This window comes from Streptomyces sp. NPDC001108 (assembly GCF_053598535.1).
On the sequence record NZ_JBSFKL010000005.1, the window covers coordinates 223,636 to 244,915 of the forward strand.

Here is a 21,280-nt window from a genome sequence, read left to right on the forward strand (position 1 = left end):
CCTTGTGGGTGACTGGCTGCCACGGGTTCGTGACGTAGCGTTCGGTCATGATCGACCAGCAGGTGTCGCTGCGAGGGGGCGCGGCGCGTCTTCCCGTACGACCGAGGACCGGTCGGTGTCTCGTCCTCGCCGCGGTCTTCGTCTGCGCCGCCTGCGGCCTGGTGTACGAGCTCGAACTGGTCGCGCTCGCCTCCTACTTGATCGGTGATTCGGTCACCCAGGCCTCCGTCGTGCTCTCCGTGATGGTGTTCGCGATGGGGGTCGGGTCGCTTCTCGCGAAACGTTTGCGCAGCCGGGCCGCCGAGGGGTTCGGGCTGATCGAGGCGACTCTCGCGCTCGTCGGCGGCTCCTCGGCGCTGGTGCTGTACGCCTCGTTCGCCTGGGTCGGGGAGTCGCGGTTCGCCCTGGTGGGGTTCTCGCTGACGATCGGCATCCTGATAGGCGCGGAGATCCCGCTGCTGATGACGCTGATCCAGCGGGTGGACCGGCAGGACGCGGGCGGTGCCGTGGCGGATCTCTTCGCCGCCGACTACGTGGGCGCGCTGGTCGGCGGGCTCGCCTTTCCGTTCCTGCTGCTGCCGGTGCTCGGGCAGCTCACCGGGGCGCTCTTCACCGGGGCGGTCAACGCGGCGGCGGGCGGGGCGCTGGTGCTGTGCGTGTTCCGGCGGGACCTCACCCGGCGCTCCCGGCTGCTGCTGATCCTGTTCAACGTGGTGGTGATCGTGGTGCTGGCCGTCGCCACCGCGCTGGTCGGCGACTTCGAGCGGGCGGCGCGGCGCGCGGTGTACGGGGACGGGGTGCGGGTCGCCGAACAGACCTCGGTCCAGGAAGTGGTGCTGACGGGTTCGGACCGCGACTCCCTCGACCTCTACCTGGACGGGCGGCTGCGGGTCAGCGCGCGGGACGAGTACCGCTACCACGAGTCGCTGGTGCACCCGGCGATGAACGGGCCGCACGCCCGGGTGCTGGTCCTGGGCGGTGGTGACGGCCTCGCCGCCCGCGAGGTGCTGCGCTACCGGGACGTGCGCGAGGTCACCGTGGTCGAGCTGGACGCGGGCGTCACCCGACTGGCCCGCGAGGACCGGGCGCTCTCGGAGCTGAACGGCCACGCCTACCGCGACCCGCGGGTCACGGCGGTCACCGCGGACGCCTTCACCTGGCTGCGGGCGCGCCACGACCACTACGACGTGATCGTTTCGGACCTGCCCGATCCGGGGATCTCCAGCAGCACCAAGCTGTACTCGGCGGAGTTCTACGGGCTGGCCGCCAAGTCGCTGGCGCCCGGTGGGCGGCTGGTGGTGCACGGGGGCCCGGCGCTGACCCGGCCGCGTACGTACTGGACGGTCGAGGCGTCGATACGGTCGGCCGGGCTCGCCACCCGCCCGTACTGGATGAGCGGCCGGCCCTCCGACTCCACCGCCGGGCCGGACCGGGCCACCCACCGGCGGCGTGACGTGGGCGGCTGGGGCTTCGTCCTGGCCGGCCGGGGGAAGCGGCCGGGGCTCGGGCTCGCCGCGGGGACGCCGGTGCTGCGGTCGGTGACGGGGCGGACGCTGGCGGAGGCCGGGCAGCTGGCGGACCGGGCCCGGCCGTCCGGGCTGCCGCCGTCGACGCTGGTGCACCCGAGGTACTGGGAGGAGCGCTGAGGGGCGCGGGGCGGGTGGGTGCGGTGTGGGCCGCTCGGCGGCGAACCGCTGACGGGACGGCCGGGGCTGAGTAGGCTCGGTTTCCATGGAGCATGAGGTGTTCGTTCCGGTTCCGGTCCCGTCCCTCCGGCGGACGCTGGGCGACCCCGCCCGCGTCGCTCGGTGCGTTCCGGGGCTTCAGCAGGACGCCGACGCGTCCGCGGACCCGCTGTCCGGCCGGCTCAGGATCAGGGTGGACGGCCACACGATCACGTACCGGGGCGCGCTGCGGCTCGCCGACGGGGCGGAGACCGGTGCCGGGGACGCTCCGGCGGTCCTGGTGACCGGCGAGGGCACCGAGGCCCGGGGCGGCGGTTCGGTGCGGCTGCGGCTCACGGTCCGGCTGACCGGGCGGGACGGTGGCACGGCGATCGGCTTCGCGGGTACGGCGGACGGCGACGGCCGGATCCTGGAGCTGGACGCGGCGGCGGCGCTCGCGGCGGCCCGGCGGCTGCTCGACCGGTTCGCCCAGCAGCTGGTGACGGAGACGCTGGCGGGCGGCACCGAGGCCGACGGCGGGGACGGGGCGGCCGCCGAGCGGTCCGTGGGCGAGGCCGTGGAGCAGGCCATCGAGGAGGCGGCGGAGGAGGCCGACACGACCGGGGCGGCCGCCGGAGGTACGTCTCCCGCGGACGCGGATGCGGACGCGGATGGCGATGCGGACGGGGACTCGGACGAGAACGCGGACGGGCGCGGGAACCCGCCGGGCACCGGCGCCGTCTTCGACGCCCCCGTACCGCCGCCCTCGCTCGATCCGGTCTCCGAGGTCGAGTTCACCGTTCCCGAGGAGCCCCCGGCGGAGGCCGCGCACGCCCGGCGCACCATGATCGGCCGTAGCGCCGAGGAGGTCGACCACGCGCCGCCGCGCGGCCGGTACGCCCCCGTCCCGTCGCCCGACGCGGTCAACGCGGGCGCCGCGCTCCGCTGGATCGTCCCGGCCGCCGCGTTCGCGGTGGCGTCCGCGGTGGTGGTGACCAGGGCGCTGCGACGGCGGCGGTGAGCGGTGCGGTCCGGGGCGCGCCAGGGCGGCGGCAAGGGTTTTCCCCCGGTCGGGCCGGGTCAGTAACCTCGTCGGGTGAGTAGCAGCGAGAAGGACGTCCGGCTGTCCGTCGGCGACGCAGAGTTGACCGTGAATCCCGCCAACGGCTGTCGCATCGACAGCCTGCGGATCGGTGGCACCGAACTGCTGAGGCAGGGGGACCACTACGGCTGCTTCCCGATGGTGCCGTGGTGCGGGCGCACCAGGAACGGCCTGTTCCACAACGGCGACGTCCCGCACCGGCTGCCGGTGAACGCCCCGCCGCACGCCATCCACGGCACCGGCCGGGACACCGCCTGGCACACCGCCCGAGTGGCCGAGCGCGAGGCGTCCTTCTACTACGACCTGGCCGACCCCTGGCCGTACCCGGGCCGGGTGACCCAGACCTTCGAGCTGTCCGAGGACTCGCTCACCCTCGCCTTCGGCATCGAGACGTACGGCGACTCGTTCCCGGCACAGGCGGGCTGGCACCCGTGGTTCCTGCGCAGGCTCGGCGAGGACGGCGAGGAGGTGCGGCTCTCCTTCGACGCGGCCTGGCAGGAGGAGCGCGGCGCCGACCATCTGCCGACCGGCCGCCGTATCCCGCCGCTGGACGGCCCCTGGGACGACTGCTTCGGGATGCCGGACGGGGTGGAGGTGACGCTCACCTGGCCGGAGCAGCTGGAGCTGACCGTGATGAGCCGCACCGAGTGGGTCGTGATCTACGACGAGCAGGAGGCGGCGGTCTGCGTGGAGCCGCAGTCCGGCCCGCCGAACGGGCTGAACACCGCGCCCCGGTACGTGACCCCGATCGATCCGCTGGAGATCGCGACGACCTGGAGCTGGCGCCGGCTGTGACGGGCGGTGCCCGGCGGGCCCCGGGAGGCGGCGTGAAAGTCGGCGTCCGGTGTGCCGCTTAAGCTCGTAGCCATGACTGACGTACGTGCTGAGCTGCTCCAGCAGATCAAGGACAAGGCCGTGGTACACGGCAAGGTGACCCTCTCCTCGGGTCTTGAGGCCGACTGGTACATCGACCTGCGCCGCATCACGCTGGACGGCAAGGCCGCTCCGATGGTCGGTCAGGTGATGCTCGACGCCACCGCCGAGCTGGACTACGACTGCGTGGGCGGGCTCACCCTGGGCGCCGACCCGGTCGCCACCTCGATGCTGCACGCCTCCGCCGCGCGCGGGCAGGAGCTGGACGCGTTCGTCGTCCGCAAGGCGCAGAAGGCGCACGGGATGCAGCGCCGCATCGAGGGCACGGACGTGAAGGGCCGCCGCTGCCTGGTGGTCGAGGACACCTCGACCACCGGCGGTTCGCCGCTGACCGCCGTGGAGGCGGTCCGCGAGGCCGGTGGCGAGGTCGTGGCCGTGGCCGTGATCGTGGAGCGCGGTGCGGCCCCGGCGATCGCCGAGGCCGGCCTTCCGTATGTCCACGTCTACTCGGTCGCCGATCTCGACCTGGCCTGACCTGCGGTTTCTTTCAGGGGTGGGGTGTTTCACGTGAAACACCCCACCCCTTTCGCGTGCCCGTGACCGGTCGGCGGGCCCTGGGACAGGGCCTGGGGCACACCGCGGGGTGGAGCCTGGACGGGAGTCTGGGAAGATGGGGGCGACGATGACGTCGCCCCCAGGTCAGGGAACCAGCACGCACACCCGCATATCCCAAGGAGCGGTCAGATGCCCATCGCAACCCCCGAGGTCTACGCCGAGATGCTCGACCGGGCGAAGGCGGGGAAGTTCGCCTACCCGGCCATCAACGTGACGTCGACCCAGACCCTGCACGCGGCGCTGCGCGGCTTCGCCGAGGCGGAGAGCGACGGCATCGTCCAGATCTCCACCGGTGGGGCGGAGTTCCTGGGCGGTCAGTACAGCAAGGACATGGTCACCGGCGCCGTCGCCCTGGCCGAGTTCGCGCACATCGTCGCCGCCAAGTACGGCATCTCCGTCGCGCTGCACACCGACCACTGCCCGAAGGACAAGCTGGACGGCTATGTGCGTCCGCTGCTCGACATCTCCGCCGAGCGCGTCGCCCGCGGCGAGAACCCGCTGTTCCAGAGCCACATGTGGGACGGTTCGGCCGAGACCCTGACCGACAACCTGGCCATCGGCCAGGAGCTGCTGGCCAAGGCCGCCGCCGCCAAGATCATCCTTGAGGTCGAGATCACCCCGACCGGCGGCGAGGAGGACGGCGTCTCGCACGAGATCAACGACGAGCTGTACACCACCGTCGACGACGCGCTGCGCACCGCCGAGGCGCTCGGCCTGGGCGAGAAGGGCCGCTACCTGCTGGCCGCCTCCTTCGGCAACGTCCACGGCGTCTACAAGCCGGGCAACGTCGTGCTCCGCCCCGAGCTGCTGAAGGACCTCCAGGAGGGCGTCGCCGCCAAGTACGGCAAGCCGGCCGGCAGCCAGCCCTTCGACTTCGTCTTCCACGGCGGTTCCGGCTCCACCGAGCAGGAGATCGCCACCGCGCTGGAGAACGGCGTCGTGAAGATGAACCTCGACACCGACACCCAGTACGCCTTCACCCGCCCGATCGTGGACCACGTGTTCCGCAACTACGACGGTGTGCTGAAGGTCGACGGCGAGGTCGGCAACAAGAAGGTCTACGACCCGCGCAGCTGGGGCAAGTCCGCCGAGGCCGGCATGGCCAAGCGCGTCACGGAGGCCTGCGCCAACCTGCGTTCCACCGGTACCCGGCTGAAGTAGCACCTGGTACGAAGTGTTGTCGAGGGCCCGGTATCCCGTGGGGTGCCGGGCCCCCGGCATGTCCGACACACACATACGCAAGCCGAAGGGGTCGCTGTGGGTTCCAGCGCGCGCTATGACTTCGACACCGTCGTCGACCGCCGGGGCACCTGGTGTGTCCAGTGGGACGGGGTCGCGGACCGGTTCGGGGTGGACGGACTGCTGCCGTTCACCATCTCCGACATGGACTTCCGCACCGCCCCGCAGGTGCTGGACGCACTGCGCTCCCGCATCGACCACGGGGTGTTCGGTTACACGGACTGGCGGCAGGACGACTTCCGCTCGGCGATAGCCCACTGGTACGCGACCCGGTACGGCACGGAGGTGGACACCGGACAGCTGGTCTACGGGCCCTCGGTGCTCAGCCAGCTCTCCCAGCTGCTCCAGATGTGGACCGAGGAGGGCGACGGGGTGGTCGTCCACACCCCCACCTACGACGGTTTCCGCAAGGCGGTGACCGGGCTGCGGCGGGAGCTGCGCGGGGTGCCGGTGGGGGACGGGGCCGCGCTGGAGCGCGAGCTGGCCCGCCCGGACAGCAGGGTCCTGGTGCTGTGCTCCCCGCACAACCCGACCGGCCGGGTGTGGACGGAGGACGAGCTGCGCACGTTCGCGTCGCTCGCCGCCCGGCACGGGGTGGCGGTGATCAGCGACGAGATACACGCGGACTTCGCGCACGCCGGGCGGACCCATGTGCCGTGGACGCGGGTCGCGGGCGCCACCCGCTGGGCGCTGGTCACCTCCGCGTCGAAGGCGTTCAACTTCCCGGCGCTGTCCGGTTCGTACGGGCTGATCGGCGACCCGGCCGACCGGACGGAGTTCCTGCGCCGGATGGAGACCGCGGAGGGGCTGGCCTCCCCGGCGGTGCTGTCGCTGACCGCGCACATCGCGGCCTACCGGGAGTCGGCCCCGTGGCTGGACGCGGCCCGGGAGTACGTCGCCGGGAACCTGGAGCTGGTCGCGCGGCGGCTGGACGAGGAGCTTCCGGAGCTGGGCTGGCGGCCGCCGGAGGCCGGTTACCTGGCATGGATCGATCTGCGTCCGGCGGGCGTCGAGGGCGACGCGGAGCTCCAGCGGGTGCTGATCGAACGGGAGAAGGTCGCGGTGATGCCGGGCGGGGTGTACGGGGCGGAGGGCTTCGTACGGCTGAACGTGGGGTGCCCGCGTTCCAAGGCCGCCGCCGGGGTGGAGGCGCTGATCCGGGGCGTACGGGCGGTGACGGGCCGGGCGGCGTGAGCCGGGGGCGAGGTGGCACGGGCCGCTGTTCCGGCGGCACGGGCCGTGTGAGCCGGGGCGAGGTGGCACGGGCCGCGTGACGGTCCGGGTGCGGAGCCGTCGTTCCGATGGCACGGGCCGGGGGAAGCGGGGATGCTGCTCGTATGTCTGACGCAGCCGAGCCGGGAGCCATCCGCGTCGCCTCCGCCACCGGACGCCGGGTGGTCCTCACCACCGTCCTCGGCTCCAGCATGGTCATGCTGGACTCCACCGTCATCAATGTCGCCCTGCCCCGGATCGGCAAGGACCTCGGCACCGACCTGGCCGCCCTCCAGTGGACCGTCAACGCCTACATGCTCACCCTCGCCGGGCTGATCCTCCTCGGCGGCTCCCTCGGCGACCGGTACGGGCGGCGGCGGGTCTTCGTCGTCGGCGTCGTCTGGTTCGCCGCCGCCTCCGCCCTCTGCGGCCTGGCGCCGAACGCCGCCGTGCTCGTCGGCGCCCGCGCCCTCCAGGGCATCGGCGGGGCCCTGCTCACCCCCGGTTCGCTGGCCCTGATCCAGGCGAGCTTCCACCCCGACGACCGGGCCCGCGCGGTCGGGCTGTGGTCGGGGCTCGGCGGGGTCGGGGCCGCCGTCGGGCCGTTCGTCGGCGGCTGGCTGGTCGACGGGCCGGGCTGGCGGTGGGTCTTCCTGCTCAACGTGCCGCTCGCCGCGATCTGTGTACCGGTGGCGCTGCGCCACGTACCGGAGTCGCGGGACCCGCGGGCGCGGGGCCGCTTCGACGTGCTGGGGGCCGTGCTCGCGGCGCTCGCCCTCGCCCTGGTGACCTACGCGCTGATCGAGGCGCCGGGGCAGGGGGCCTCCGCGCCGGTGATCGGGGCGGCCGTCTGCGGGGTCCTGCTCGGGGCGGTCTTCGTACGGGTGGAGCAGGTCCGGGCGGAACCGATGCTGCCGCCCTCGGTCTTCGCCTCCCGGCAGTTCACCGCCGTCAACGTCATCACCCTCTGCGTGTACGCGGCGCTCGGCGGCTACTTCTTCCTGGCCGCGATCCAGCTCCAGGTGGTGGCCGGGTACTCGGCGCTCGGCGCGGGCACGGCGCTGCTGCCGACGACCGTGCTGATGCTGCTCTTCTCGGCCGCCTCGGGCGAGCTCGGGCAGCGCATCGGGCCCCGAATCCCGCTGACCGCCGGGCCGCTGATCGCCGCCGCGGGCATGCTGCTGATGCTGCGGGTCGGGCCCGGGTCGGGCTCCGTCTCCGGCTACCTCACCGAGGTGCTTCCGGCGGTCGGGGTGCTCGGCGTCGGGCTGGTCACCCTGGTCGCCCCGCTCACCGCGACCGTGCTGGCCTCCGTCGACACCGCCCGGGCCGGCCTCGCCAGCGGGATCAACAACGCGGCCGCCCGCGCCGCCGGGCTGATCGCCGTGGCCGCGCTGCCGCTGCTGGCCGGCATGGGGCCGGAGGCGTACCGGGACGCCGGGGAGTTCGCCGCGACCTTCCGCCGGGCGATGCCGATGTGCGCCGGGCTGCTCGTCCTGGGGGCGGGGATCGCCTGGGCGACGGTGCGTACGCCCGCTCCCGCGCCCGAGGAGCACGAGCAGGCGCGGCCCGAATGCGCGGTGCACTGCGGGATCGCCGCCCCGCCGCTGGAGCCCGCGCCGGAGCAGGACGCGAGCGCAGGGCGGGCGGAGGGGACGGGGCGCGGGCGGCGCGACGCGGGCCGGGCGGGGGACGGTACGGGCTGACCACGCCGGGTATCCCGGCACGCGGGCGCCAGGCACACTGGAACCCATGTCGATCCACGAGAACCTGCTCGGGGGCCCGCCCCCGACCCACCTGCCCGACGACCCGGAGCCGCGCGAGCTGCTCGCGAACGGCACGCCCCCCACCGACGTCGCCGCGAAGCACCCGACCTCCTCCCTGGCCTGGGCGCAGCTCGCGGACGAGGCGTTCGAGGGCGGCCGGACCGTCGAGTCGTACGCCTACGCCCGCACCGGCTACCACCGCGGGCTCGACGCGCTGCGCCGGGCCGGCTGGAAGGGCCACGGCCCGGTGCCGTTCGAGCACGAGCCGAACAGGGGCTTCCTGCGCGCCCTGCACGCCCTGGCGCGGGCCGCCGGTGCGATCGGCGAGAAGGAGGAGTACGAGCGCTGCACGGCCTTCCTGCGCGACTCCTCGCCGACCGCCGCCGAGACCCTGGGCTAGAAAGCTCCCGGGGAGCTCTGCCGGGGCCGGACCCGGCCGGATCCGGAACGGGGCGCCTCGGCGCGACCTGGGCGTTGTCGCCGGACGGACCTCGTGGGGAGCGGTTGCCCACGGGGTCCGTGTTGTTCGTAGGATGCGAACAGGGGACCGGAGCTCCACCACCTCACGGAAGGGGCGGACCGCTACCCGGAAGCTTGTGTCGAGGAGACAGCGATGTCGACGATCCACCCCGACCCCGAAGCCACCGGTGCGGAGACCCCGCACCTCGACTTCGCGGGAACGACTCCGTACGAGGACTATGTCCAGGCGGATGTCCTGACCCACCTCCAGCACCCCCGCTCCGACGATCCGGGCGAGATGGTGTTCCTGGTGACGACCCAGGTCATGGAGTTGTGGTTCACCGTAATCGTCCATGAGTGGGAGACCGCCGCGCACGCCCTGCGCGAGGACCGGCTGACCGTGGCGCGCGACGCGCTCAAGCGGTCGGTGCGGGAGCTGGAGGCGCTCAACGCCTCCTGGCACCCGCTGGCCCAGCTCACCCCCGCCCAGTTCAACTCCTACCGCGGCGCCCTCGGCGAGGGCTCCGGCTTCCAGTCGGCGATGTACCGGCGGATGGAGTTCCTGCTGGGCGACAAGTCGGCGTCGATGCTGGTGCCGCACCGCGGCGCCCCCCGGGTCCACGCCGAGCTGGAGAAGGCGCTGGCCGAGCCCGGTCTGTACGACGAGGTGCTCGCCCTGCTCGCCCGGCGCGGCTTCGCCGTGCCGCAGGCCGTCCTGACCCGCGACCTGACCCGGAAGTACGAGCCGTCGCCCGAGGTCGAGGCCGTCTGGGTGGAGATCTACGCCGAGCCCGAGCGCCACGAGGAGCTGCTCCGGCTCGCCGAGGCGCTCACCGACGTCGGTGAGCTGGTGTGGCGCTGGCGCAACGACCACCTGGTCGCCACCCGGCGGGCGATGGGCTCGAAGACCGGTACGGGCGGGTCCGCCGGGGTCGCCTGGCTGGAGAAGCGGGCCGCGAAGAACGTCTTCCCCGAGCTGTGGACGGCGCGCAGCCATGTCTGACAGCTCCTTCGCCGCGCGGGCCGCCGCGCTCGACGCCGCCGACCGGCTCGCCGGCACCCGGAAGCTCTTCGTCCTCGACGACACCGTCTACCTGGACGGCAACTCGCTCGGGGCGCTGCCCGCGCACGTTCCCGCCCGGATGCAGGAGGTCCTCACCCGGGAGTGGGGCGAGCTGCGCATCCGGTCCTGGGGCGAGAGCGGCTGGTGGACCGCGCCGGAGCGGATCGGCGACCGGATCGCCCCGCTCGTCGGGGCCGCCCCCGGGCAGATCGTCGTGTCCGACTCGACGAGCGTGAACGTCTTCAAAGCCGTCGTCGCCGCGACCCGGCTGGCCCCGGAGGGCCGCGACGAGATCCTGGTGGACGCGACGACCTTCCCGACGGACGGGTACATCGCCGCCTCCGCGGCCCGGATGACCGGCCACCGGCTCGTCCCGGTCGCCCCCGCCGACGTCCCCGGGGCGCTCGGCCCGCGGACCGCGGCCGTGCTGCTCAACCACGTCGACTACCGCACCGGCAGGCTCCACGACCTGCCCGGACTGACCGCCGCCGCGCACGCGGCGGGCGCGCTCGCCGTCTGGGACCTGTGCCACAGCGCGGGCGCCCTGCCGGTCGGGCTGGACGCGCACGGGGTGGACCTCGCGGTCGGCTGCACGTACAAGTACCTGAACGGCGGGCCCGGTTCGCCCGCCTACCTGTATGTCGCCGAGCGCCATCAGGCGGCCTTCGACTCGCCGCTGCCGGGGTGGACCTCGCACGCCGACCCGTTCGGCATGACGGCCGCGTACACCCCGGCCGACGGTGCCGTACGGGGCCGGGCCGGAACCCCGGACATCCTCTCCATGCTGGCGCTCGAAGCCTCGCTCGATGTGTGGGACGGGGTGTCGGTCGAGGACGTGCGGGCCAAGTCGCTGGCGCTGACGGACTTCTTCCTGGAGTGCGTCGCCGCGTACGTGCCGGAGGGCCGGGTCGCCTCGGTGACCCCGGTCGCGCACGCGGAGCGCGGCAGCCAGGTCGCGCTGCGCTGCGCGGACGCGGAGCCGGTGATGGCCGAGCTGATCGCCCGGGGCGTCGTCGGGGACCTGCGCCGCCCGGACGTGCTGCGGTTCGGGTTCACCCCGCTGTACGTCGGGTTCGCGGACGTGGAGCGGGCGGCGCGGGTGCTGGCCGAGGTGCTGGACGGCGTACCGGCGCCGGAGTAGCCCGGACCGGTGCATCGGTGGGCCGGCCGGTACACCGGTGGCTCGGCCGGTCCGCCGGCCGGTACGTCGGTGGGTCGTGAGCGGGGACGGGAACCTTTCGTACTGGTACCGTCCCCGCAGGTCAGGCCAGTGGGGCTCAGTTACCGGAGGGTGGGGCAGCATGTCGGATTCCGCCGCGCGCGATCGGGACGCCGCCGAGACCGAGGCGGCCCTGGCGCATCCACCGGTCGCCCCCGACGCGTCCGCCGCCTACGGCGACCACCCCGACCAGCTGATCGACTTCTACGCCCCGCGCGACGGGCGGACCGGGGCGCCGGTCGTGGTCGTGCTGCACGGCGGGGCATGGCGGGCGCCGTACGACCGCGCCCATGTGTCGCCGTTCGCGGACTTCCTGGCCCGGCGCGGATTCGCCGTCGCGAGCGTCGAGTACCGGCGCGGGGGCGGGATCCCGGCGCAGCGGGGCACGGACCCGGTCGCGGGGCGCTGGCCGGAGACCCTCGACGACGTCGCCGAGGCGATGGACGCGCTGCCGTCGCTGCTGGCCCGGGAGGCTCCGGCGGCCGACCCCCGGCGGATCGTCGTCACGGGGCACTCGGCCGGAGGCCATCTGGCGCTGTGGGCCGCCGCCCGGCACGTGCTGCCCGGGGACGCGCCGTGGCGGCTGCCGGAGCCGCCGCCGCTGCGCGGCGTCGTCGCGCTCGCCCCGATCGCGGACTTCGCCTCGGCGGTCGCGCTGGACGTGTGCTCCGGGGCGATCGGCCAGTTCCTCGGCGGCGGGCCGGGCGGGGCGGAGTTCGACGAGCGGGCCCGCCTCACCGACCCGGCCGTCCTGCTGCCCACCGGCATCGCGACCACCGTGGTCCAGGGGACCACGGACATCGTCGTGCCGAGGGCGGTCGCGGAGGCCTTCGCCGACGCGGCGGCACGGGCGGGCGAGACGGTGGGGCTGACCCTGCTGCCCGGCGTCGGCCACTTCCCGCTGATCGACCCGGCGACGGACGCCTGCGCGGTGGTGGCGGAGGAGATCGCCCAACTCGCCTGGTGAGCCCGGGTGCCTGCGGTACGGGCGGGGCGTGCGGGGCCTGTGGGGGAGCGGTGCGGGGGTGTTCCCGGCGTTGGGGGCGTCGCGCGTCGGCGATACGGACGGGCGCGGCGGGGCGGGTAGTACTTGCGACGGACGGCCCGGAATCCGCTTCACTGCGGACGCCCCGGCCCGGGGCCGCCACCTACCGTGGTGGCGTGACCGAGACCAAGAGCAGAAGCCCGGAGTACCGGATGGCCGCGGGGGCGATGGGCGGCCTCCGGCAGGCCCTCTTCCACGAGGCGTTCGCGTACCGCCCGTTGCCGCCGATGCGGGACGACGGGCCGCTGGTCCGCCTGCTGCCCGAGCGGATACGGGCCCGCGCCGTGCGGGCCCCGCACGCGCTGGTGCTGCTGACGGCGCTCGTGGTCTTCCTGGCCGGGATGTCCCGGTCGGACGACCCGCTCGCCCAGCTGCTGACGCTGTTCCCGGCCATCGCCGTGGCGATGACGCTGATCAGGCCCGTCGGGGCGTTCTGGGTGTCGCTCGGGACGACCCCGGTGTTCGCGGTCTTCGGCGACCACGAATGGCCGTGGGGGCCGACCACCTTCTTCGCGCACCTGGTCGTGCTGGTCGTCGTCGCCGCCCGGACCCGGCCGCGCACCGCCGCCTGGATGTGGACCCTGACCGTGCTCCTCGGCACGTTCATGGACAACATGGTCTGGCGGCCCGGCACCACCACCGTGGCCATGGGCGTCGTCTCCGCGTTCGCCCTGCTCGTCGTCGCCCTGGTGCAGACCCGCCGGGACGCGGAGCGCGAGGTCACCGTGCAGCGCACCGTGACCGCCGTCGAACGCGACCGGCGCACCCTCCTGGAGGAGCGCACCACCATCGCCCGGGAGCTGCACGACGTCGTCGCCCACCACATGTCGGTCGTCGCGATCCAGGCCGAGGCCGCCCCGTACCGGGTGGAGAACCCTCCGCCCGAGCTGGAGCAGGCCTTCGCCACGATCCGGGAGAACGCCGTCGCCGCCCTGACCGAGCTGCGCCGGGTCCTCGGAGTCGTACGGGCCGAGGACTACCAGGCCCCGGACGCCCCGCAGCCCACCCTCGCCCAGCTCGACGGGCTCCTCGCCAATGTGCGCGAGGCGGGACTGGAGACGGAGAAGACGATCACCGGCGCGGTGCGGGAGCTGCCCCAGGGGGTCGAGCTGTCGGCGTACCGGATCATCCAGGAGGCACTCAGCAACACGCTGCGGCACGCGCCGGGCGCCACCGCCCGGGTGGAGATCGGCTATGTGCTCGGCGGGGTCGGGCTGCGGGTCGTCAACGGGGCGCCGACCGGTCCGGTGAAGCCCTCACCGGGGGCCGGGCACGGCATCACGGGGATGCGGGAACGGGTCGCGATGCTCAACGGGGAGATGACGGCCGCGCCGACCGGCGAGGGCGGTTACGAGATCACCGCGTTCATCCCCGTACAGACCGAGCCCGGGACCCGCGACCAGGACGGTACGCGGACCGTGGTGCTCGACAAGACCGGCCCCACGGCCGCAGGCGCGGCGGCGGAACAGGCGGGCCGGGCATGAGCACCTTCCCCGCCACCCCCACCGGCTCCGCCGCTCCGTCCATCCGGGTGCTGATCGTCGACGACCAGATGATGGTCCGCGAGGGCTTCTCGGTGCTGCTCAACGCCATGCCGGGGATCGAGGTCGTCGGCGAGGCGGTCGACGGCCGGCAGGCCATCGCACAGGTCGCGGCGCTCCGCCCCGACGTGGTCCTGATGGACATCCGGATGCCGGAGCTGAACGGCATCGAGGCCACCCGCGAGATCGTCGCCGCCGACGCGGACGCCAAGGTCCTGGTGCTGACCACCTTCGACCTCGACGAGTACGTCTACCAGGCGCTGCGCGCCGGGGCCTCGGGCTTCCTCCTGAAGGACGCCTCCGCCCGCCAGCTCGCCGACGGGGTACGGGTGGTGGCCGCCGGTGAGGCGCTGCTCGCCCCGACCGTCACCAAGCGGCTGATCAACGAGTTCTCGAAGCTCGCGGAGGCGCCGCGCTCACCGGCGCTCGCCCGGATCGGCGATCTCACGGAGCGCGAGACGGAGGTGCTGGTGCTCATCGCGCAGGGCCGCTCCAACGCCGAGATCGCCTCGCACCTGGTGGTCGCCGAGTCCACCATCAAGACGCATGTGAGCCGGATCCTGGTGAAGCTGGGGCTGCGCGACCGCACCCAGGCGGCCGTCTTCGCCTACGAGGCCCGCCTGGTCACCCCGTCCTGAGAACGACGACCGGGGCGTTGGGAGCAGATGGTCGGGACCAGGGGGTACGGGGCCGGGGCGCCCGGGGCGGGTGGTCGGTCACGGCGGGGTGCGGTTAGCGTCCGGTCATGCGCCCTTCTCCCCGTTCCGCGGCCGATGCCCCCTTCGACCCCTGGTCCCCGGCCTTCGTCGCCGACCCGTACCCGGCCTACGCCGCGCTGCGCGCCACCGGCCGGGTGCACCGCTTCGAGCCGACCGACCAGTGGCTCGTCCCGCACTACGCCGATGTGTCCGCGCTGCTGCGCGACCGCCGGCTGGGGCGTACGTATCTGCACCGCTTCACCCACGAGGAGTTCGGCCGGACCCCGCCGCCCGCCGCGCACGAGCCCTTCCACACCCTGAACGGGCAGGGGCTCCTCGACCTGGAGGCCCCCGACCACACCCGTATCCGGCGCCTGGTCTCCAAGGCGTTCACCCCGCGCACGGTCGAGGGGCTCGTCCCGACCGTACGGCGGCTGGCGGCCGAACTCGTCGACTCCCTCGTCGAGGCGGGCGGCGGCGACCTGCTCACCGCCGTCGCCGAACCGCTGCCGGTGGCCGTCATCGCCGAGATGCTCGGCATCCCGGAGTCCGACCGGGGCCTGCTGCGACCCTGGTCGGCGGCGATCGTCGGGATGTTCGAGCTGAACCCGTCCGAGGAGACCGCCGACGCCGCCGTCCGCGCCTCGCTCGAATTCTCCGCCTACCTGCGCGAGCTGATCGCCCGGCGGCGCGAGAACCCCGGTACGGATCTGATCTCCGCGCTCATCGCCGCACACGACGAGGGCGAGCGGCTGACCGAGCAGGAGATGGTCTCCACCTGCGTGCTGCTGCTCAACGCCGGGCACGAGGCGACCGTCAACACCACGGTGAACGGCTGGTGGACCCTGTTCCGCCACCCGGAGCAGCTGGCCGCCCTCCGCGCCGACCACGGTCTGCTGCCGACGGCGATCGAGGAACTGATGCGTTACGACACCCCCTTGCAGATGTTCGAGCGCTGGGTGCTGGACGACATCGAGATCGACGGCACGGTCGTTCCGCGCGGCTCGGAGGTGGCCCTGCTCTTCGGCTCGGCCAACCGCGACCCGGCCCGGTTCGCCGAACCGGACACCCTCGACCTGGCCCGGCGGGACAATCCGCACATCACCTTCGGAGCGGGCATCCACTTCTGCCTGGGCGCCCCGCTGGCCCGGGTCGAGCTGGCCGCCTCCTTCGGCGAACTGCTGCGCCGCGCCCCGGCCCTGCGCCTGGCCGCCGAGCCCGAGTGGAACCCGGGCTATGTGATCAGGGGCCTGAAGGAACTCCGCGTCGAACTGTGACGGGCTGACGGGCTGACGGGCTGACGAGCCAACGAGCTGACGAGAGGGGCGCGGGGCGCGGGCGGGCCGGTGCCCCGGCCCGGAGCGGCGACCCGGCTTCCCCGCGCCCTCTCAGCATCCCGGGCCGCAGGCCAGGGGCGGCCCCTCCAGTACGTCGAAGGCCACCCCGAATCCGGCGAGGGCCGCGAGCGCCGTCGCCGCCCCGAGCGCGCGCCGCCACTTCCGCCCCGCGAGAGCGGCGAGGGTGAGCCCGGCCGCCATGCCGCCGAGCGTCATGACCGGCAGCCCGAGCCACAGCACGTTCCACTCCTTCGCTCCCTCGAAACCGCTGATGAGGCCGTGCCTGCCGTACGGCGCCCAGGCCAGCATCCCGGCGACGCCGCCCGCGGCGACGACCAGGCATCCGGCGACCCCGCGGAATGCTTCGCTTCGGTTGTCCATGATCGGTGTGACGCACGGCCACCCCGGCGAGGTTGCACCGCCGGGGCGGCCGTCCCGTCCGGCCCGGCTCAGCTCAGCTCAGCATGTCCCGTCTGCGCAGGGCCGACGCCCCGGCCCCGACCAGGGCCACCGCCACGACGGTGAGCGCGAGCACCGGACCCCAGGCCATTCCCGTGCCGCCCGGGAGTCTCGGCAGATGCGTGAACGGGGACAGGTCCATCACCAGCCGCGGCAGGTCGAGCGCGGGACCGAGCCATCCCAGCACCAGGCAGACCCCGGCGACGCCCCAGGCCGCCACCGTCGCCTTCGGGACCGCCCCGTGCAGCAGGACCGCCACCCCGCCCAGCAGCCAGACCGCCGGAAGCTGCACCAGCGCCGCCCCCAGCACCGCCGGGAGGTCGTGGCCGTACCCCGCCGCGAGGCCGAGCCCGCCGACCGTCATGAGCAGGGCCGCGCCGCCGAAGGCGATGACCAGATGACCGGCCGCCCAGGCGATCCGGCCGACCCCGGCCGCCAGCACCGGCTCGGCACGCCCGGCGGTCTCCTCGCCGTGCAGACGCAGCACCGACGCCACGATGTACAGCGACGCGACCATGCCGAGCATCGAGACCATCGTGGCGAGGAACGCGTCGGTCAGGCCGGACTGCCCGCCCATCCGCTCGACGATCTCCCTGGTCCGTTCGTTGCCGCCGACGAGATCGGCCGCCCCGTCGGCCAGCCCGCCGAACGCGACCCCGACCACGGCGAAGCAGAGCGTCCACCCGGTCAGCGCGCCGCGCTGGAGCCGCAGGGCGAGACCGGCCGCCGTGCCGATCCGCCCCCGGGCCGGCCCCGGTCTCGCCGCCAGGAAGCTCATGCCGAGGTCGCGCCGCCCGGCCAGGGCGTAGGCGAGGGCGGCCTGCGCCGCGACGGCCGCCGCGAGCAGGAGCAGCACCCACCAGCGCTCGTCCGCGTAGGCCCGGACGTTCTCCGTCCAGCCGATGGGGGAGAGCCAGGTCAGTACGGACGAGCCGTCGTCCGCCGCCGCGTCGCCCGCCGCCTTCAGGACGAACGCGGCGCCGATCACCGCCGCCGTGAGCCCCTTGGCCAGCCGGGCACTCTCGGTCAGCTGGGCGGCGATCGCGGCCGTGCAGGCGAACAGCGCGCCGGTCCCTGCGACCGCCAGCGCGAGGGCCACCGCCCCCGCCCCGCCCGCCCCGGAGCCCGCCAGACCCGCCGCGATCACCAGCGCCAGCGCCGCGTCGGCGATCAGCGCCGTGAGGAGCGCGGCGGTCAGCGGGGCGCGGCGCCCCACCATCGCGGCGGAGAGCATTTCCTGACGGCTGGTCTCCTCTTCCTCCCGGGTGTGCCGGACGACGACGATCAGACTCATCACGGCCGCCAGCACCGCCCCGAGCGAGGCCATCCGCCAGCCGACCAGCCCGCCGACCGAGTCGTCGAAGACCGGCCCGTACATCGCCCGGAGCGAGCTGTTCGCGTTCATCGACGCGGCGAGATCGGCGCGCTGGGCGGCGGTGCCGTACAGCGAGGCGATCGAACCGGCCACCGAGGAGAAGGAGCCGCCGAGCGCCAGCACCCAGATCGGCAGCATGATCCGGTCCCGCCGCAGGGCGAGCCGCAGCAGCACCCCCGTACCGGCGAACCGGCCCGTCCCGCCACCGCTCCGGCGCCCGCTCCGGCTGTCCGCGCCGGCCGGGGCGGTCGTGGTCGCGGCGCTCATCGCGCGGTCACCCCCTGGGGGGCGGTGTCCCCGGGGGCGTCCGACGCGTAGTGGCGCAGGAACAGCTGCTCCAGGGTCGGCGGGGTGCTCGCCAGCGTCCGTACGCCCGAGGCGGTGAGCGTGCGCAGCACCGCGTCCAGCTTGTCCGTGTCGACCTGGAGGGTGACCCGGTGCCCCTGGACGTCCAGGTCGTGGACCCCGGGCAGCCCGGCGAGCCCGTCGGGCGCACCGGCCAGCTCGGCGGCGATGCTCGTCCGCGTGAGATGGCGCAGGTCGGCCAGCGAGCCGGTCTCCACCGTTCTCCCCTGGCGGATGATGCTGACCCGGTCGCAGAGCGTCTCGACCTCGCTGAGGATGTGGCTGGAGAGCAGCACCGTGCGCCCGCGCGCCCGCTCCTCGGCGACGCATTCCTGGAAGACCTCCTCCATCAGCGGGTCGAGCCCGCTGGTGGGTTCGTCGAGGATCAGCAGCTCCACGTCGGAGGCGAAGGCGGCGACCAGGGCCACCTTCTGCCGGTTCCCCTTCGAGTACGTGCGCCCCTTCTTGGTCGGGTCCAGCTCGAAGCGGTCGATCAGCTCGGCCCGGCGGGTCGCGTCCAGCCCGCCACGCAGTCTGCCGTACAGGTCGATCACCTCGCCGCCGGAGAGGTTGCGCCACAACGTGACGTCACCGGGGACGTAGGCCACGGAGCGGTGCAGCTCCACCGCGTCCCGCCAGGGGTCGCGGCCGAGCAGCTGAGCGGCGCCGGCATCGGCCCGGAGCAGGCCCAGCAGCACCCGGATGGTGGTGGACTTCCCCGACCCGTTCGGCCCGAGGAAGCCATGGACCTCGCCGGTCTCGACGGTGAGGTCGAGCCCGTCCAGCGCATGCGTCCGGCCGAACGACTTGTGCAGTCCGGCCACGGTGATCGCCCTAGTCATGTTTCTGAATCTACGCTACGTTCACAAATTTGTGAAGTTAAGGAAGCGTATAAAGTTGGCGTCACGGCGGGGGCCGGAAGGACAGGGGAGACGATCGGGCCATGACCAGCGAGACCGAACAGACGGCGCGTGCGGAGTCCGGGCGGGACGGGTCCCGGCAGGATGGCGAATCCGGGCAGAGCCGTGACTCGGGGCGGGACGTGGAGGCCGTGTCCCGGTTCGTGGAGCGGTTCGCGGCCGAGATGACCGAGGCGGGGATGCAGCGGATGGCGGCCCGGGTCTTCGCCGCGCTCCTCGCGGACGACGACGGCTCCATGACCTCCGCGGAGCTGGCCCTCGCGTTGCAGATCAGCCCGGCCGCCGTGTCCGGCGCGGTCAGCTACCTCACGCAGGTCAGCATGGTCGGCCGCGAGCGCGAGCCGGGTTCGCGCCGCGACCGGTACCGGCTGCACGACGAGGTCTGGTACACGACCTTCGCCAACCGGGACCGGGTGCTGACCCGCTGGGAGAACACGCTCAGGGACGGTGTCCGCGTCCTGGGCGAGGACACCCCGGCCGGGGCCCGGCTCGCCGAGACCGTGGCGTTCTTCGAGTTCCTCCAGGCGGAGCTGGTCGGCGTGATGGGGCGTTGGCGCGAGCATCGCAAGACGCTCGGCTTTCCGCCCCACGAGGAGCACGCGAGCGCCTGACGGACGCCCGGCGGCCGGCTCGTCGGCCACCGGGAAGGACCCGCGTCGGCCACCGGGAAGGACCCGCGTCGGCCACTGGGGCGGGCCCGGGTCAGTCACCGGGGCAGGAGCCCGTCAGCGAGCAGGGCGGGCCCGCCCCGGTCACCGCCCTCGGGAGCCGTCACATGGGCCCGGCAGCATCTCCGCCACCGCGCGGAGGGCCTCCAGGTCGGACGGGTCGATGGCTTCGTACGGGGTCTGCGGCCAGTACGGCTGCCCCTCGATCCAGGCGACGACCAGCGGTACCCCGTCGATCCACCCCCGCAGCCGGACCGTCCCGGTGGGCGCGGGCAGCCCCTCCCAGGGGCGTTTCTCCGACCCCGGCGGCAGCAGCCGCAGCATCCCCTCCGGAAGGTCGTCCCCACTCGCGTCCCCCTCCTCTGCTGGAAGGATGTCCCCCTCCCGGGCCGGGAGGACGTCCCCCTCCTCGGCGGGGAAGACCAGGAGCAGCGGACCGGCCTCCGCGCCGTGCCTGTCGGACAGCAGCACGTAGCGCCGCGTCCGCGACTCCGGCGCCGTGGCCGCCCGGGCCATCCGGCGCGCGAGCGGAATGCCCGAACGGAGCGTCCGCCAGCCGAGGTAGATCCCGACGGGCCCGCTGAGCAGTGCCATCGCCGCGGCCGGGCCCGAGACGGTATCGGCCCCCATGACCCCGTGGAGCACCACGATCAGGGCCGTGTACGCCAGCGGCCAGGCGGCCCGACCGAGATCGGAGAGCCGCCGCAGCGCCCGCACCCGCCACCAGGTCACCGGCCGGTCCGGGCCGACCGGCAGGGCCCCGCCCGGCTCCCTCTTCGCTCCCGCCTCCGCCTTCGCTCCGCTCCCGGGCCGGTCCGGCCCCCGCAGCTCGCTGTGGCGCTCCGCCATGGCGGCCAGCACGGAGTGGCGCAGGCCCGCCTCCCGGACATCGGCCCCGGCGTTCTTGTTCCCACCCCCGTCCCCGTCCGCCCCGCCGATGGGGACCTGCGGGGCCACGGGCACCGGGCGGGTGCGCAGCGCGTCGATCTCGGCCCGGGCCACGAGCGCGCGGGCCCGGCGCCCCCGCAGCGGTCCGGCCCAGAGCAGCTGCCCGCCACCGGGCGGGGCCAAGACCCCACCGGTACGCGGGTCGCCGCACCACCACAGCACCCCGGCGGGCCCGCTCAGCAGCGGGAACCGCCACTGCGCCGTGAGCGGCCGCAGCGGCAGCAGCTCGTCCGCCGAGCCCCCGCCGCCCAGTACCACCGCCGCCCCGCTCATCCCGGACATCACCGCGACCGAGGAGCGGGCCTGCCACGGCCGCGCCTCCAGCACCCGCCGCATTCGCCGGGCCCGCCGCCGTACCAGCACCCCGGTCAGCGCCGCTGCCAGGCCGCAGCCGACCGCCTCCGGAAGCACCCCGAGGAACGGCCCGTCGACGAACACGGCGAGCAGCACGCACACCACGACCCACGCCATGCCGGCGGCGACCCAGCGCCACGCCGTGCCCCGGTAGCGCTCCAGCCCGAGCGCCGTCTCCGGCACGTCCAGTGCCACGGGCGCGCCCGCACCTCCGTCCGCGCCCGCGCCCGCACCTCCGTCCGCGCCCGCGCCCGTGCCTGCGAAGAAACCCGCGCTCGCGCCCGCGCAGAAACCCGCGCTCGCGCCCGCGCAGAAACCCGCGCTCGCGCCCGCGCAGACACCCGCGCTCGCGCCCGCGCAGGCATCCGCGTCCGACAC

The 21,280-nt window shown here is 74.2% G+C and carries 19 protein-coding genes; 15 read left to right on the plus strand and 4 right to left on the minus strand.

Annotation, left to right across the window (positions count from 1 at the left end):
- Nucleotides 1–47: 47 nt before the first annotated feature.
- The 14 genes from ACWC97_RS14480 (at nucleotide 48) to ACWC97_RS14545 (ending at nucleotide 15,773) form a co-directional block, all read left to right on the plus strand.
- On the plus strand, nucleotides 48–1,646 hold the full coding sequence (locus ACWC97_RS14480; protein ID WP_450649457.1) for a polyamine aminopropyltransferase: 1,599 nt from the start codon (nucleotides 48–50) through the stop codon (nucleotides 1,644–1,646).
- 85 nt (nucleotides 1,647–1,731) lie between these two features.
- A complete protein-coding gene (locus ACWC97_RS14485) occupies nucleotides 1,732–2,685 on the plus strand; it encodes a carbon monoxide dehydrogenase (protein WP_450649459.1) in 954 nt (317 codons plus the stop codon).
- 75 nt (nucleotides 2,686–2,760) lie between these two features.
- On the plus strand, nucleotides 2,761–3,561 hold the full coding sequence (locus tag ACWC97_RS14490) for an aldose epimerase family protein (protein WP_450649461.1): 801 nt from the start codon (nucleotides 2,761–2,763) through the stop codon (nucleotides 3,559–3,561).
- Between the two features lie 72 nt (nucleotides 3,562–3,633).
- The gene (gene pyrE / locus ACWC97_RS14495) at nucleotides 3,634–4,173 is read left to right on the plus strand and encodes an orotate phosphoribosyltransferase (protein ID WP_136326594.1); all 540 of its coding nucleotides are present in this window, start codon (nucleotides 3,634–3,636) and stop codon (nucleotides 4,171–4,173) included.
- A gap of 210 nt (nucleotides 4,174–4,383) precedes the next feature.
- On the plus strand, nucleotides 4,384–5,415 hold the full coding sequence (gene fbaA, locus ACWC97_RS14500; RefSeq protein ID WP_385203314.1) for a class II fructose-bisphosphate aldolase: 1,032 nt from the start codon (nucleotides 4,384–4,386) through the stop codon (nucleotides 5,413–5,415).
- Between the two features lie 96 nt (nucleotides 5,416–5,511).
- Nucleotides 5,512–6,687 carry a MalY/PatB family protein gene (locus tag ACWC97_RS14505; RefSeq protein WP_450649463.1) on the plus strand — a complete coding sequence of 392 codons (1,176 nt, stop codon included), beginning with the start codon at nucleotides 5,512–5,514 and terminating at the stop codon, nucleotides 6,685–6,687.
- A 143-nt stretch (nucleotides 6,688–6,830) separates the two neighbouring features.
- Complete coding sequence (locus tag ACWC97_RS14510; RefSeq protein ID WP_352275714.1) at nucleotides 6,831–8,411, plus strand: MFS transporter; 1,581 nt, start codon at nucleotides 6,831–6,833, stop codon at nucleotides 8,409–8,411.
- A 46-nt stretch (nucleotides 8,412–8,457) separates the two neighbouring features.
- Nucleotides 8,458–8,871, plus strand: a complete 414-nt coding sequence (locus tag ACWC97_RS14515; RefSeq protein WP_352275712.1) for a DUF3151 domain-containing protein — start codon at nucleotides 8,458–8,460, stop codon at nucleotides 8,869–8,871.
- Nucleotides 8,872–9,084: 213 nt separating this feature from the next.
- Nucleotides 9,085–9,933 (plus strand): tryptophan 2,3-dioxygenase family protein, encoded by an 849-nt coding sequence (locus ACWC97_RS14520; RefSeq protein WP_352275710.1) that lies wholly within the window; start codon nucleotides 9,085–9,087, stop codon nucleotides 9,931–9,933.
- Nucleotides 9,926–11,134: a kynureninase gene (kynU, locus tag ACWC97_RS14525; protein ID WP_450649466.1), complete on the plus strand. Its 1,209-nt coding sequence runs from the start codon at nucleotides 9,926–9,928 to the stop codon at nucleotides 11,132–11,134. The genes ACWC97_RS14520 and kynU overlap by 8 nt, the downstream gene beginning before the upstream one ends.
- Before the next feature lie 160 nt (nucleotides 11,135–11,294).
- On the plus strand, nucleotides 11,295–12,179 hold the full coding sequence (locus ACWC97_RS14530) for an alpha/beta hydrolase (RefSeq protein ID WP_450649468.1): 885 nt from the start codon (nucleotides 11,295–11,297) through the stop codon (nucleotides 12,177–12,179).
- 245 nt (nucleotides 12,180–12,424) lie between these two features.
- Nucleotides 12,425–13,741, plus strand: a complete 1,317-nt coding sequence (locus tag ACWC97_RS14535) for a sensor histidine kinase (protein ID WP_450649643.1) — start codon at nucleotides 12,425–12,427, stop codon at nucleotides 13,739–13,741.
- Nucleotides 13,738–14,436 (plus strand): response regulator, encoded by a 699-nt coding sequence (locus tag ACWC97_RS14540; protein ID WP_450649470.1) that lies wholly within the window; start codon nucleotides 13,738–13,740, stop codon nucleotides 14,434–14,436. Before ACWC97_RS14535 ends, ACWC97_RS14540 begins: the two co-directional genes overlap by 4 nt.
- Before the next feature lie 107 nt (nucleotides 14,437–14,543).
- Nucleotides 14,544–15,773 carry a cytochrome P450 gene (locus tag ACWC97_RS14545; protein ID WP_450649472.1) on the plus strand — a complete coding sequence of 410 codons (1,230 nt, stop codon included), beginning with the start codon at nucleotides 14,544–14,546 and terminating at the stop codon, nucleotides 15,771–15,773.
- 111 nt (nucleotides 15,774–15,884) lie between these two features.
- Here ACWC97_RS14545 and ACWC97_RS14550 read toward each other — a convergent pair whose 3' ends face one another.
- From ACWC97_RS14550 to ACWC97_RS14560, 3 genes are all read right to left on the minus strand, one after another.
- On the minus strand, nucleotides 15,885–16,214 hold the full coding sequence (locus tag ACWC97_RS14550; RefSeq protein WP_352275702.1) for a hypothetical protein: 330 nt from the start codon (nucleotides 16,212–16,214) through the stop codon (nucleotides 15,885–15,887).
- Between the two features lie 73 nt (nucleotides 16,215–16,287).
- On the minus strand, nucleotides 16,288–17,934 hold the full coding sequence (locus tag ACWC97_RS14555; protein WP_450649474.1) for an ABC transporter permease: 1,647 nt from the start codon (nucleotides 17,932–17,934) through the stop codon (nucleotides 16,288–16,290).
- The gene (locus tag ACWC97_RS14560) at nucleotides 17,931–18,854 is read right to left on the minus strand and encodes an ABC transporter ATP-binding protein (RefSeq protein ID WP_450649476.1); all 924 of its coding nucleotides are present in this window, start codon (nucleotides 18,852–18,854) and stop codon (nucleotides 17,931–17,933) included. Before ACWC97_RS14560 ends, ACWC97_RS14555 begins: the two co-directional genes overlap by 4 nt.
- A 242-nt stretch (nucleotides 18,855–19,096) precedes the next feature.
- On the opposite strand from ACWC97_RS14560, the gene ACWC97_RS14565 reads away from it, so the two are divergent.
- Nucleotides 19,097–19,543 carry a GbsR/MarR family transcriptional regulator gene (locus ACWC97_RS14565; RefSeq protein ID WP_352275822.1) on the plus strand — a complete coding sequence of 149 codons (447 nt, stop codon included), beginning with the start codon at nucleotides 19,097–19,099 and terminating at the stop codon, nucleotides 19,541–19,543.
- A gap of 141 nt (nucleotides 19,544–19,684) precedes the next feature.
- On the opposite strand, the gene ACWC97_RS14570 is transcribed toward ACWC97_RS14565, so the two are convergent.
- Entirely contained in the window at nucleotides 19,685–21,280 is a 1,596-nt protein-coding gene (locus ACWC97_RS14570; RefSeq protein WP_450649478.1) for a hypothetical protein, read from the minus strand.